This window comes from Streptococcus sp. oral taxon 431 (assembly GCF_023110115.1).
GTDB lineage: Bacteria > Bacillota > Bacilli > Lactobacillales > Streptococcaceae > Streptococcus.
The window spans coordinates 28,879-41,423 of record NZ_JALDVP010000006.1 but is presented as its reverse complement, the minus strand read 5'-3'; the positions used below and the strand labels follow the sequence as shown (position 1 = coordinate 41,423).

Here is a 12,545-nt window from a genome sequence, read left to right as displayed (position 1 = left end):
GGGAAACAAAAGTCTTCTAACAGCATGTAGGCCGTCTCACACGGAAACAGCTTCAGTTAGAGCGAGTTGCCCACCTGCTTAATTGCGCGGGTTCAATACAAACCGTGAAGTTTCGGCACCAATACAGCTTTTTATTTGCCTCCTTAGCTCAGTTGGTAGAGCAGTAGACTCTTAATCTATGGGTCGCAGGTTCGAGCCCTGCAGGGGGCATCTAAATCAACAGGAAAAAGCCTTGATTTACAAGGCTTTTTTGCTTGTCTGTAACTGATTTGCCCCATCATTTGCCCCACTTTTAAATCTATCTTTTCTTTTTGAATCAAATTACATCTTAACAAATAGTGTAAAGCCAGTTACTTTTGCTTTGATGCCATACAATATTTTCATGTAGAGAAGACAAATTTTATCTTCTCTTTTTATTTTCAAAATAATAAAAACTGATTTTCTTTTCATGAATCAGACTGAAACTTCCAAATTTTCCATTTAGTTTATTGATATTTCCTCTAAAAAGGTGTATAATATTTTTACTATCAAACTATACTATATAACAGGATGGTCTTGAAATGAAATTTTCTAATCGTTTATCGCTATTCCTTGCAGGAGTTATTTTTGTCCTTTTAGCACTCTTTCTATTTACAGACCCAGTAGCTAATCTTGTTGCTTACAGCTGGTGGATTGCATTTGGTTTACTGGTTGCTTCCATAGCAGCTATTTTAGGCTATTTCTCTGTACCAAAAGAGCTTCGCTCACCAGCTCATCTTTTCCAAGGGATTGTTAATCTTCTCTTAGCTCTTTACCTCGTTGCCTATGGCTTTGTGACGCTGCCAGTTGTCATTCCAATTATTTTAGGGATTTGGTTAATTGTAGAAGCCATTATAGTTTTCTTTAAAGGCAATCGTCTGGGATTGATTTTCCCTATTATTGGCAACCATATCATGTGGATAGCGTTGCTTGCATTTTTACTAGGTCTAGTGATTTTGTTCAATCCAGTAGCTACAAGTGTCTTTGTCGTTTATGTCGTTGCCTTTGCATTTTTAATTGTTGGTTTCACCTATATCCTTGATGCCTTTCGTAAATAATCTAGCTGCCATTTTGGGCATATTAAAATAGCTGGGAAGTTACATTCTCAGCTTTTTCTGTTGCCTCTTTAGCTAAGTTGGTAGAGCAGTAGACTCTTAATCTATGGGGCGCAGGTTCGAGCCCTTGTAGGGGCATCTAAATCAACAGGAAAAAGCCTTGAAATCAAGGCTTTTTTACGTCCAATAGCTTTTTGTAGCAAAGTATTTAAAAATAAAAGAGAAGAGAATCTCTCACTCTCTTCTCAGTATATCTTATTAAATTTAGTTTTTCTTAATCTACCTGATTTTCCTTTGCGACGACAAATTCTTTAACCAGTCGATAGATAACAGCAAATACGGGGGTAAAGAATATCATTCCAAGTAGTCCGAAAAGATTCCCTCCGATACTAGCAGCCGCAAGCGTGAAAAGGGCTGGTAAGCCAATAGATTGACCCACAACTTTGGGATAGATAAGATTTCCCTCAATCAGTTGTATGATTTGATAAAGAACAATAGAAAATAAGGCTTGACTTGGACTTACTGTAAAGATAAAAATCGCTCCCAGAATACAAGCAATCATAGGACCAACATAAGGAATGAAAGACAGTACTCCTGCAAAGATACCTGTCATTACCCCATAAGGTAGTCCAAACAGGCTGTAGCCAACTGCTATCATAACTCCTATGATGACTGCTTCAATCAGCTGACTCATCAAAAATTGATCATAAGTCTCTAGTGCTACTTGTCCGATGTATGTCAACCTTGTCACCACTTTCTCTGGAAATATAACTTTTAGAAGTCGACTCGTCATCGCTGCCAGATGTTCCTTACTGGATAAAAATGAAAAGGTAAAGACTATAATCAGAAAGGCATTCATCATACTTGAAAAAATATTTCCTATATTACTAGTCAGACCGGATAAGAAGGCTATCAAAGCTTGACTAATAGAGCTAGACTGTCCCTGAATTCCTGATACGATAGTTGACAGCGTGTCTTTGGTTACAAATTCCGAGCTATCTAGTAGTTTACCAAGTTGAGTCAGGACTGTTGAAAGGACTGTTCCCAGCTGACTAATAGTCTGAGCAAGGGTTGGAAGCACCAAAACCAAAAGACAGATCACGATTAAGATAAGAGATAGGAAAACAAGCGCCATAGCAATCGGACGACGCAACCCTGCCTTTACCTTCATTTTAACTAGGAATTCTTCAATTTTTTTCATGGGAACATTGAGCACAAAAGCAATAACAGCACCATAAATCAAGGTAGAAGTTACTTCAAAGAGAGATACTGCTCCTGATATAAAGCTTGATGCATTCAGAATTACAAGAGTAACCAGCCCTATAAAAAGTATTAACGGGGTGTATTTTTTTACTAAATTCATAAATTCTCATTAATAAACATGTTTAGATACGACTATACTATTTGGTTTTTCAAACTCTCGGTCAAGGTAGGCTTGATAAGTTCCTGGTGCGATAAATCCTTTGGGTGAAAGGATATCTGTTCCAGCCTGACCGACTATGGTATCTGCCAAGAGCACACAGTTTGTGGATAAGACAAAGTAGGATTTAAACTTAGATTTGATAAATTTATAAAGTTCCCCATCCGTCTCATGTCTGATTTTATAAGCGTAAGTGTAGTCTTCCTTACCATCACCTGTCGTGATTTTATCTGCACTTGGCTCCCATGGAATCGTCAGTTGTTTCAATTCAGCCAACTTTTTTTGAATTGCTTTTTCCATTTCAGGTGTCAAATCTATTCCGTAACCAAAAAGCGTTTTTTGACTCTCACGTTTACATAGATCGATGTACTTATCGCGGTCACAAAAATATAAGACACCATCTCCTATCATACCAAATAAGGTCTCAGATGACGGATCATAGTTGCCATAAGAAATAACACGACCCTGATAGCAGATATCCACATGACCAATAGCTGAAAACAGGGAGGTCTCAGCTGTATGAACAAAAATTTCTAGCTCTGCTGTCTTACCAGACTTCACTATTCCAAGATGGATATCTTCTTCCTCATCAGCATTTTCTAGCATAAATTTGTTAACTTTTGCTAAAGTTCTTGCAGGGATGAGAGCGGCTAGGACAATAGGTAAGCTAATTCTAATACGACGTTTGAGATGGTTTTTCCCAATTTCCCCTTCAAATAAGAAACCGTCACGGATATTGGACAGACCATAAAGGAAAAAATAAGCCCCTAAAACAAAGAGTTGAAAGACAGAATTCCCCGTAGAGGACAAAAGACTAGCTCCACCAAGAAAAACTAGTAGAATACCATCTAGTAAGAGACGAAAACGAGGTCGAATATTATTTTTACGGTAGAGAACATAGGTGACAAGATTAATCGTGGCCCTAAAAATCTGATAAACTCCAATCACAAGAGCCAGAACATAAATCGGTATATCAGTCGCAAGATTAGAACCTAGCAAATATCCCAGCACTAACAATTTAACCAGTGCAACTCCCAAGGTATCCGTTGACTGGCTTTTTTTGAAAACTCGTAATACTAAATCTACGACCGTTGCAATCCAAGCTAAAACTAGAGCCATTCGAATAATCGTTACTGGCAACCAAGTCCCCGTGACCATCAAGATAAGACCTAACAGAACAAACAAGAAACCCTGAGCAAGTAATTTCTTACCTGTCAGACCTAAAGAGAGAATTTTCCCCATATAAAAACCTTTCAACAATAAAAATTAAGCCCTTTGATTAAACTGACTGGTAAATAGCCAACGGCACAAACAGTCTGTACCAGCAAGACATAGCGATTAGCGATGACTGTAGTAAGGTCACCATCTTGTCTTATGCACTTCTAAAATTTGTTTTATTGATTCGAAAACAGAGCTTATAAAAACTAGCTAAACTTGAGAGATAAGTACAATTGAGACGAAAAAATGTCTAACCAATACTACTTGTAAAGGTAAGAAAATATTATTTCTATTCTATTAATGATTTATATACTATCTATTATGACACAATACTCACTATAGTTCAACATTTTACTAATTAAAAATCATAAAAGAAGTTTCAAGTCCTCATAACGCTTTGAAAAGAACAAAAAAACGGAATGAAATAACATATAATTAGATTATTAAACAAAGTTTACTAGGCACAAACTAAGATATGTTTGATCAAGCAGAGAGGGGAGATGCTGTTTCTTTAAAACAAGTTTATCTCACTATTTTTTATGAACTGCCTTTCCAGACATCTCTAATCTGATGACACTCTTCAAAAATATTTTAAAAATTTAAAACAAAAGTCTTGCTTTTCATTTTATTTGTGATATACTTGTTCTCGTATTAGATACAAGTTATCCAAAGGAGTTTATATGGATACAAAATTTTCAGTAGCCTTACATATCCTAACCATGATTAGCGAGAGCAAGGATACCTTAAGTTCACAAGCTCTGGCTGAGAGCGTCGGAACCAACGCTAGTTATATTCGTAAGGTGATTGCCTTATTGAAAAACGCTGGCTTAATTACTTCCCATCAAGGAAAAACAGGCTATCAACTCAGTAAGTCCCCAAAGGAAGTGACCTTACTTGAGATTTATTTTTCCACACAAGAAGTCAACCACATCAGCTTATTTCCCGTTCACCAAAATAGCAATCCGGATTGCCCAGTAGGGAAACATATTCAAGCTGCCATTTCGCCACTATTTGCTAGCGCTGAAGCTCAACTTGAGAAGGAACTAGCCCAGCAAACCTTAGAAGATGTCATTAACAATCTTTATAAAGAAGCCAAACAAAAACGAAACTGATTTGCATGCAGATCAGTTTTAAAAAGGCTATACTTGTATCTATATCAGATACAACAAAAAAATAGAAAAGAGAAGACAATGAAAGCCGCACAGCACACTACTTATAACAAAAACAATATCACTCTTAACATCACAGAAATCGCAAAACCAAGTATCACAGACAAAGAAGTTTTGGTCAAAGTCACCGCTGCTGGTGTTAATCCTCTGGATAACATGATTTCCCGAGGAGAAGTCAAGATGATTGTCCCTTACAAACTCCCACAAACTGCGGGAAATGAAGTGGTCGGTATCATTGAAGAGACCGGTAGCCAAGTCAAAAATCTCAAAGTCGGAGACCGAGTTTTTGGGCGTTTACCACTTGATCATATTGGTGCCTTTGCAGAATACGTAGCTGTCGATAGTCAGGCTATAGCCAAGGTTCCAGACTATCTGTCTGACGAGGAAGCGGCTGCTGTCCCTTTGACTGCCTTGACTATTATGCAAGCCGTAGAACTCATGGGGGCTCAAGCTGGCAAGACCATCTTTATCTCTGGTGGTACAGGCGGTGTCGGTGGGATGGCCATTCCGATTGCTAAGGCTAAAGGTTTGAAGGTCATTACCAATGGGGCTGGAGATAGCGCTGAGCGTGTATTGAACCTAGGAGCAGATCGTTTTATCGATTACAAAACAGAGGATTATACAAAAACTGTTAGCCAGGTTGATTATGTCCTTGATACCCTTGGTGGCACTGAGACTGAAAAACAAATGTCTATCATGAAAAAAGGTGGTCAGCTTGTTTCCCTCCGTGCTATGCCAAATGGTGACTTTTCCAAACGTATGAACCTGCCAAAATGGAAACAAATCTTACTTGGACTAGCCGGTCACAAATTTGATAAGATGGCTGACAAATACGGCGTTCACTACCATTTTATCTTTGTGGAAAGCAATGGTGCTCAATTACAAGAGGTAGCTGACCTCTTTAGCAAATTGGAAATCAAGCCATCTATCGATACAGTCTATCCATTTGAAGAAGTGAATAGCGCCTTAGACAAGGTCGCTAATGGTCGCTCACGTGGAAAAACAGTCCTCAGCTTTAAGAAATAAAAAGGAAAAGACAATGTCATATCTTACAACTAAAACTCAATACATCACTGTCGACGGGAACAAAATCGCCTATCGCGAACTCAGCAAAGGCAAATCAAAATTACCTCTTCTGATGCTGGTCCATTTGGCAGCAACCCTCGACAACTGGGATCCAAAACTCTTGGACTTGATTGCTGAAAAACACCATGTGATTGTGGTCGACCTTCCTGGTATCGGAGCCAGCCAAGGCAAAGTGGCGCCAACCATTCCTGGAATGGCTGAGCAAACAATTGCCTTTGTAAAAGCCCTTGGTTACGATAAAATCAATCTCCTTGGCCTTTCCATGGGAGGCATGATTGCCCAAGAAATGGTTCGAATCAAGCCTGATTTGATCAACCGTCTCATCTTGGCAGGAACAGGACCTCGAGGTGGAAAAGAGGTCGATAAGGTCACAGGGAAAACATTTAACTATATGTTTAAAGCTGGACTCGAACGCATCGATCCTAGACGCTACATCTTCTATAACCATGATGAGCAAGGAAAAATCGAAGCTTTGAAAGTTCTCGGACGAATGGGGATGCGAACCAAGGAATTTGCGGACAAAGACATGAGTGTCCCTGGTTTCTTGACTCAACTCAAAGCTATTAAACGTTGGGGGAAAGATTCTCAAGACGACCTAAGATTTATCACCCAACCAATCTTAATCGTCAACGGGGATAAGGATATGCAGGTTCCAACAGAAAATTCTTATGATATGCATGAGAAAATAAAAGATAGTAAACTCATCATCTATCCACATGCTGGTCACGGTTCGATTTTCCAATATGCAGAAGAGTTTTCAAAAGAACTCATTGCTTTCTTGGAGGACTAATATGGTCAAAACCATTCTAATAACAGGTGCTACGGATGGCACAGGAAAAAGCCTTGTATCAAGGCTTTTTTGTTTATCTAAGTATTTAGGGGCTATCCCAAAAGATAGTTTCTCAATTTTCCACTTCTTCCTTAAATCGTACTTTCCCTTGGCTATATAATCGCATAATCTTCACAAAGCGAACCGCATTGTTTTGGTTATACATAAGAAAAATTGTAAAGAATAACAAGCCAGCAAACCACAAACCATAGCTTTCATTAATTGGTTGACCAAATTTTAGAGGAAGAGTCAAGAAATACAAAAAATAAAAGATGGACACTATATTTACTACAAAGCGAGCAAATCGAAAAGGTAAAGCAGACAGTTGTCTAGGATCAAACTGGTTTTTCACAAACAAATTATGAGATGCGGCATAGTAAAAGGCTTTCTCTGTCGTCGGCTGTGCTCTGCGAACATTTTTATAGAGTGCTCGTTCAAGTAAAGCAACCAGCGAGAAAAACTGCATCAACCAAAATAGAAAAATACAAGCTAGACTAAACCAGTTATAGACACCAATAAACTTGAGGGAAAAGAAGCCCGAAATTGCAGGCCCACCTGCTAGTAAGAGAATTACCAATTGAGGAATAAAGGCATTCGTGTCACCAGCTTTTTCAGTATTGAGCAACCTACTCTTTGGAGCAGCTAGAGCCTCTCCTGTCTTTTGGTCATAATAAACAGCCTGTCCATCACATTCGCCGATAAAGACACGACGGCGTCCGAGAAAAAACATACATACCTCTTTCTATTTATGAAAACAAGTCTTCAAATTTTGGAATTTTATTATCCTAGTATACCATAAACCAACTTACTAGGTCATAGAATAGCTAAGAGCTACATCTTGCTAAAAGGTTGACAGAACTTCGCTCCATAGGATATGATGGGAATACCTAGAATTTTAACTCTGCATGTTCTTTACGACTTCTACTGAAAAAGCGTTAGTGAGTACAATTCTATATTTGGAGGTTTTATGAAAATCTATTATTCAAAATTTGTCGGTGTCGGCTATCTAGTCTTTGCAGCGGGTGTATTCTTTCAATTTTTCTTTTTCCTCGCGCATGGATTGATCGACTTTTCCCAGCTTAGTCTTCTCACTGTGGTTCCAACCATACTCTTTTTCGCTGCTATCTATTCAACGATTGCAGGCATCAAAAGACTTTCTAGTCGTAGGCTCTCCTTTGAATTCACCTTTGAAGGTATTTATGTCTATCCCGGGTTATTCTTCTCAAAAGAAATCTTCATCCCAAAAGAAGAATTGTTGCGAGCATCGTATGTTGAAGTGGATGTCAGTGACCCCGACCATGTCAACAGCAAGGCTTGCTATTTAGATTTTGACCTGAGAGAGGTGACCCAGCTAGAAGATATCTCTAAGTCAAACGTCATCATCGATACAAGTGTTCTGATATTGCGTCTCGCCCTTAGCCTCTGTCGATTTAGAGAGGAAGAAAAAGCCGAGTTGGCGACCTATCTAAAAGAAAACTACGGCATTGATTTCTTATATTAGAAAGCAATAAAAAAAGCCCTGTTGTAGGGCTTTTTGTGTTGTTAGCGATTTACCACATGCTACACTCCGCTTTCATCCTGTTCTTTCTTAAAGAGCATTTTCCCTTGGCTATATAATTTCATAATCTTCACAAAGCGAACTGGATTGTTTTGGTTATACACTAACACGAGTGCAAAGATTACTAATCCAGCTACCCAGAATTCATAACCTAGTTCTATTTCCTGACCAAATTTTTGAGTATAGCTATAAAAAACATATAACAAGTAGATATTAGTGGCAACTATTAGAAAACGAACGATTCGGAAGATTTTAGTAGACAACTTAGCAGGATCAAAGTTTTCTTCCCCCACCATCAGGTTATGAGAAGCCGCATAGTAAAAGATCTTTTCTGTCGTCGGCTGGGCCTTGCGTACATTTTTATATAGAGCTCGTTCGAGTAAAGCAACCATAAACAAAAACTCAGCCAACCAAAATAATAGGATAAAGGTCAAACTGGTCCAGTTATAGACCCCGATACTCATAGCTGCAAGGAACCCAAAGCCACCCGTTCCACCAGCCATGAAGAAAATCACCAATTCAGGAATATAGGCGTTGGTCTTCCGAGCCCCTTCAGTATTGAGTAGGATACTCTTGGGAGCGGCTAAAGCCTCTCTCGTCTTTTGGTCATAATAGACCGCTTGACCATCACATTCGCCGATAAAGACACGACGGCGTCTAAGAAAAAACATATTGACCTCTTTCTATTTCCTTTGTTATATTTACTTCTTAACTCGACTATTTCTGTACCGTTCAACTGACTTCAGCCATCGGATCAACCAGACAATGTGTTTTCGATTTCCACGCGCAACATCTGTATTTAAGAGCTTACTTTTAGCAGTACCTATATCTATACTTAGGCATATAAGATCCGATACATATTTTCCATGAAGCCATCAATCTCTCCTCGAACAATTTTCAACAAACGATCTTCTTCGGATTGCGAGATAGAGACTCCTTCTCTTTTTCCACTGTCGTTATCCTGAGAATAGTTAGAATAAATTAAATTAAGGTCTTTATCTAACACGAAAGCTACATATGTTTGTTTATCATTAACTTGTGTAACGAAAAATAACTGAAAATCTTTTGCATCTTTCTGAGGAGGACTGATTTTCAAATGTACATCTCCTTCTATTTCAAGTGGATAAATGACTCCATCTAGACGAATGGCACCATCAGATGGAATAATGTATCCCGCTTTACGTATTTGAGATGCATACTTTTCCGAGGCCATTAAATAATGAAGAACTTCGACTCTATCCTGTTTTTCAAAAGCTGTTTTTAGAGTACTAGATTCTTGAGAATTTTTAAAAGTGAGATACAAAGGAATGACTAATAAGATAAAAGATACTATTATCAACCACTTAAACTGTTTCATTTTATCTAACATTGATCTTACCACCTCTTTCTAAATAGTCAAAGAAGGCTTTCTGATTCTTCTTTCTCTCTATCTCTTCTTTTTAATCTGATAATAAATAAAACTAATAGTGGTATCCAAAAGAATTGAATAACCAAAAGTTCTTATTGTCCATATAAGCCAAATCGGGCTATTTTCAACATTTATCTTAAGTATCTTCAAACTTACTGCAAGAGTCAAAAATAAGACAACTTCTGTAGTTAAGCGGTGCTTGGCCTTTTTAAGGTCTATGGTTTTCAAAAAGGACTGACTCTTGGTTTCCTTAGGTACTTCTTCCCAATAGGTCTTATCCTTACTTCTTAGATAAAGTAGATAACCAACTTCGACGATTAATCTTGAAAAAGCTGAAATAAACACTATATTGCTCACAATCCCAAATGTTTGCAAATAATAACCGGATAAACTAGCCAATCCTCCGCCTAACAAAGTAACTCCTAGAATAATCCAAAGGGATGGTTTACTGTAAACACCTGAAAAGGCTATATAGTTAGCAGTTGTTCGTTTTTCTGAAAATCCTTTTCTTAGTTGCTTTTTTAACCAACTGGCATTATAAACAATTAACCCCATGAATAAACCAATGGAACTTAACCAATAAATCAGCGAGTAGATCAGCGAATTTTTTAGAACCTCATTCGTTAAAATAGTGAGGATATAATCCATTAAAACCAATGAAAGATGAATCCCATTGATTAGTACAAAGAGCATCGCAGTACTAAAGAGTTGATGTTTATAGATGAATGTCTTGCTGAATGACATAATCTGACAGCCCAGCATGAGCAATAGAAGGAGACATAGAAAAAGAAAAGGGACATTAGAAAAGGGATCTACTGTGAATTCCTCCTTGATAAAAAAGTATACGTGAGTCAGGTCGATGCTCAATACAAACAAACCAGCCCAGGCCAAACTCAACATTCTAACAGAAGCTCGCGTGGAACCCAGCGCTTGAAAATATTCCTTATTTAATTCTTCTGACTGACGGTTCATATCCCACTACTCCTCTTCTAGCTGACCGCTTTTGATTAACTTCTTATAATAGCGTTTGCTGTACCATTCGCGGTCGCTAATTCCCAGATATTCTTTGTATTCCAGACGACGTCCTAAAAAAAACATCTTTACCTCTTTCTATTTCCTTTGTTATATTTCCTTCTTAACTCTACTATTTCTGTACCGTTCAACTGCCTTCAGCCATCGAATCATATTATTTTGCCACAGCAATAGAGCTGCGACAGCCGGCAAAATCCCCATCAGGCTTAAAGGGAATAGCTCACTGCCGATTGGTGTTCCCATCATCTTTAAAACGAGCATGGAGAAGATAGAAATCGGACCAGCTAAGCCCATGACAGCCATAAAGACTGTGAAAACCCAAGCAATTAGCTTCTTGCCAAGGGTAACCTTCTTATCTGAAAAATTATTCCAAAAGAGATTGCTATCGACGGCTCTTCTGAAGTTTTCCTTGCTGGTAGCCTCCGCTAGGGAAACATTTTTGTAGAGTGCTCGCTCCACGACCACCAATAGTAAAATGGCTTCCAGCAACCAAGTTAGTAGAAAATAAATCAGAGTTCCATAGCTATAGACACCTGTAAAAAAGCGCGTTGCCGGAAAAAGCTGCATGATGCTACTAAATCCTAAAAGGCCACAAATCAACCAGACAATGTGTTTTCGATTTCCACGAGATGCCTCAGTATCTAAAAATTTACTTTTAGGAGCTGCTAGAGGATTTCGTGGCTCATCGACATGGACATAAATAGCCTGACCTTCGCTCTCCCCTATATAAATCACTTTCCTAAAAAGCATGCTTGTCTTTCTCCTCTAACCAACTGATCTTCCTGAAATGATGGCCTTATCTAAACCTAGCTTGATTTTTAATCTTCTCAAGTATCTTTTCCCAAGAGCTCTGGATGATTCTTCAAGTAGGCCTTCCCATACCATTCTTCGACAGACTGGCCCTCCCACTCACGGTATTCTTCTGGGTATTTCCACTTATAATAGGCATGGAGGAAATAAGGAAAACCGATAAAAATAACGATTGCGAACAATACAAAGTTACAAAAAATCCATAACAGCAAAAAGCCAAAGCCTTTTATTGAGTTTAAAATATCTATTTCAAAGAATCCCAAAAGATGCTTTACGATCATAGCTACTCCTAAAATCCCCATACCATAGAGAGTAATCATTTTTGCAACCTTATTCCGAAATGTCTCTTTCAACACCTCACCATACATGAGTTTCCTTAACCCCGCTAGCTCAATATTAAACATCCAGTAAATAATCATCACAATGAAACCAACTATACCAATAATTTCCCAAGAGGCCAAATTTGCTAGCAGAAAGTCTAAAAATATTAGATCCATTTCCAATAAGAACCAAATCATAAATGTAAAAGCATGAAACTGATAACGATACGGTAATAAGTACGTTCGTTTAATAAATTTTCCAATCACAACCAAGGATAACCAGATAATAAGTAAAATCAGAAAAACAATTACTGTTAAAGACTCGTGCTTAGCTATTGGAAGGGTCAACGTATCACTTTCATGGAACTCCATAGAGATAGCCAGCAAGATAAAGTTAAAGCCGACAGGAAAAATAAGGCTTAAAATAAAACTTCTAATGCGAAACCAAAGGGAAGCATGGCCATTCTTAAAAAATTTCGCAGTCTTATCATGTTGCTCTTGCTGTAACTTTCTAAAACCATCATCTTCAAGGTTTAGACTCTCTTCAAAACTTGCCTAAAAAAGGGATTTTTTCTCCATTGACTCCTCCAATTTTATGACACAATTGATAGATTTTTTCCCA

12 protein-coding genes, 1 tRNA gene and 2 pseudogenes are annotated in these 12,545 nt (G+C 38.1%); 6 read left to right on the top strand and 9 right to left on the bottom strand.

Annotated elements, in window-relative coordinates:
• Positions 1-137: 137 nt before the first annotated feature.
• A tRNA-Lys gene (locus M1F91_RS07635) sits at positions 138-210 on the top strand.
• 350 nt (positions 211-560) lie between these two features.
• Positions 561-1,076: a DUF308 domain-containing protein gene (locus tag M1F91_RS07630; RefSeq protein ID WP_049509307.1), complete on the top strand. Its 516-nt coding sequence runs from the start codon at positions 561-563 to the stop codon at positions 1,074-1,076.
• Between the two features lie 271 nt (positions 1,077-1,347).
• On the opposite strand, the gene M1F91_RS07625 is transcribed toward M1F91_RS07630, so the two are convergent.
• Positions 1,348-2,436 (bottom strand): AI-2E family transporter, encoded by a 1,089-nt coding sequence (locus tag M1F91_RS07625; RefSeq protein WP_070458456.1) that lies wholly within the window; start codon positions 2,434-2,436, stop codon positions 1,348-1,350.
• Positions 2,437-2,445: 9 nt separating this feature from the next.
• A complete protein-coding gene (locus M1F91_RS07620) occupies positions 2,446-3,735 on the bottom strand; it encodes a hypothetical protein (protein ID WP_070458460.1) in 1,290 nt (429 codons plus the stop codon).
• A gap of 656 nt (positions 3,736-4,391) precedes the next feature.
• Here M1F91_RS07620 and M1F91_RS07615 point away from each other — a divergent pair.
• From M1F91_RS07615 to M1F91_RS07605, 3 genes are all read left to right on the top strand, one after another.
• Positions 4,392-4,823 carry an Rrf2 family transcriptional regulator gene (locus M1F91_RS07615; protein WP_247913207.1) on the top strand — a complete coding sequence of 144 codons (432 nt, stop codon included), beginning with the start codon at positions 4,392-4,394 and terminating at the stop codon, positions 4,821-4,823.
• A gap of 78 nt (positions 4,824-4,901) precedes the next feature.
• Positions 4,902-5,906, top strand: a complete 1,005-nt coding sequence (locus M1F91_RS07610; RefSeq protein WP_070458466.1) for an NADP-dependent oxidoreductase — start codon at positions 4,902-4,904, stop codon at positions 5,904-5,906.
• Between the two features lie 13 nt (positions 5,907-5,919).
• Complete coding sequence (locus M1F91_RS07605; protein WP_070458469.1) at positions 5,920-6,756, top strand: alpha/beta hydrolase; 837 nt, start codon at positions 5,920-5,922, stop codon at positions 6,754-6,756.
• A 112-nt stretch (positions 6,757-6,868) separates the two neighbouring features.
• Here the strand turns inward: M1F91_RS07605 and M1F91_RS07600 are convergent, their stop codons facing one another.
• Positions 6,869-7,525, bottom strand: coding sequence for a hypothetical protein (locus M1F91_RS07600; protein ID WP_247913206.1), 657 nt, complete (start codon positions 7,523-7,525; stop codon positions 6,869-6,871).
• 237 nt (positions 7,526-7,762) lie between these two features.
• On the opposite strand from M1F91_RS07600, the gene M1F91_RS07595 reads away from it, so the two are divergent.
• Positions 7,763-8,296 carry a hypothetical protein gene (locus M1F91_RS07595; protein WP_074324530.1) on the top strand — a complete coding sequence of 178 codons (534 nt, stop codon included), beginning with the start codon at positions 7,763-7,765 and terminating at the stop codon, positions 8,294-8,296.
• Positions 8,297-8,355: 59 nt separating this feature from the next.
• Here the strand turns inward: M1F91_RS07595 and M1F91_RS07590 are convergent, their stop codons facing one another.
• The 6 genes and pseudogenes from M1F91_RS07590 to M1F91_RS07565 all read right to left on the bottom strand — a co-directional run bounded on the left by M1F91_RS07590 (position 8,356) and on the right by M1F91_RS07565 (position 12,502).
• Positions 8,356-9,024, bottom strand: coding sequence for a hypothetical protein (locus M1F91_RS07590; protein WP_247913205.1), 669 nt, complete (start codon positions 9,022-9,024; stop codon positions 8,356-8,358).
• 164 nt (positions 9,025-9,188) lie between these two features.
• Positions 9,189-9,722, bottom strand: a complete 534-nt coding sequence (locus tag M1F91_RS07585) for a thiol-disulfide isomerase (protein ID WP_074324528.1) — start codon at positions 9,720-9,722, stop codon at positions 9,189-9,191.
• A gap of 57 nt (positions 9,723-9,779) precedes the next feature.
• Positions 9,780-10,733, bottom strand: coding sequence for a hypothetical protein (locus M1F91_RS07580; RefSeq protein ID WP_247913204.1), 954 nt, complete (start codon positions 10,731-10,733; stop codon positions 9,780-9,782).
• Positions 10,734-10,739: 6 nt separating this feature from the next.
• Positions 10,740-10,835: pseudogene (locus M1F91_RS07575) on the bottom strand (beta-carotene 15,15'-monooxygenase); the annotation flags it as partial.
• A gap of 48 nt (positions 10,836-10,883) precedes the next feature.
• Positions 10,884-11,543, bottom strand: a complete 660-nt coding sequence (locus tag M1F91_RS07570; protein WP_061863443.1) for a hypothetical protein — start codon at positions 11,541-11,543, stop codon at positions 10,884-10,886.
• Between the two features lie 77 nt (positions 11,544-11,620).
• Positions 11,621-12,502 (bottom strand): annotated as a pseudogene (locus M1F91_RS07565) (hypothetical protein).
• Positions 12,503-12,545: the final 43 nt, after the last annotated feature.

What these genes read in the sequence shown, in the direction of transcription:
- M1F91_RS07620 (WP_070458460.1), bottom strand. Translation starts at nt 3,735, where the DNA reads ATGGGGAAAATTCTCTCTTTAGGTCTGACAGGTAAGAAATTACTTGCT.
- M1F91_RS07595 (WP_074324530.1), top strand. Translation starts at nt 7,763, where the DNA reads ATGAAAATCTATTATTCAAAATTTGTCGGTGTCGGCTATCTAGTCTTT.
- M1F91_RS07610 (WP_070458466.1), top strand. Translation starts at nt 4,902, where the DNA reads ATGAAAGCCGCACAGCACACTACTTATAACAAAAACAATATCACTCTT.
- M1F91_RS07590 (WP_247913205.1), bottom strand. Translation starts at nt 9,024, where the DNA reads ATGTTTTTTCTTAGACGCCGTCGTGTCTTTATCGGCGAATGTGATGGT.
- M1F91_RS07580 (WP_247913204.1), bottom strand. Translation starts at nt 10,733, where the DNA reads ATGAACCGTCAGTCAGAAGAATTAAATAAGGAATATTTTCAAGCGCTG.
- M1F91_RS07600 (WP_247913206.1), bottom strand. Translation starts at nt 7,525, where the DNA reads ATGTTTTTTCTCGGACGCCGTCGTGTCTTTATCGGCGAATGTGATGGA.
- M1F91_RS07615 (WP_247913207.1), top strand. Translation starts at nt 4,392, where the DNA reads ATGGATACAAAATTTTCAGTAGCCTTACATATCCTAACCATGATTAGC.
- M1F91_RS07625 (WP_070458456.1), bottom strand. Translation starts at nt 2,436, where the DNA reads ATGAATTTAGTAAAAAAATACACCCCGTTAATACTTTTTATAGGGCTG.
- M1F91_RS07585 (WP_074324528.1), bottom strand. Translation starts at nt 9,722, where the DNA reads ATGTTAGATAAAATGAAACAGTTTAAGTGGTTGATAATAGTATCTTTT.
- M1F91_RS07630 (WP_049509307.1), top strand. Translation starts at nt 561, where the DNA reads ATGAAATTTTCTAATCGTTTATCGCTATTCCTTGCAGGAGTTATTTTT.
- M1F91_RS07570 (WP_061863443.1), bottom strand. Translation starts at nt 11,543, where the DNA reads ATGCTTTTTAGGAAAGTGATTTATATAGGGGAGAGCGAAGGTCAGGCT.
- M1F91_RS07605 (WP_070458469.1), top strand. Translation starts at nt 5,920, where the DNA reads ATGTCATATCTTACAACTAAAACTCAATACATCACTGTCGACGGGAAC.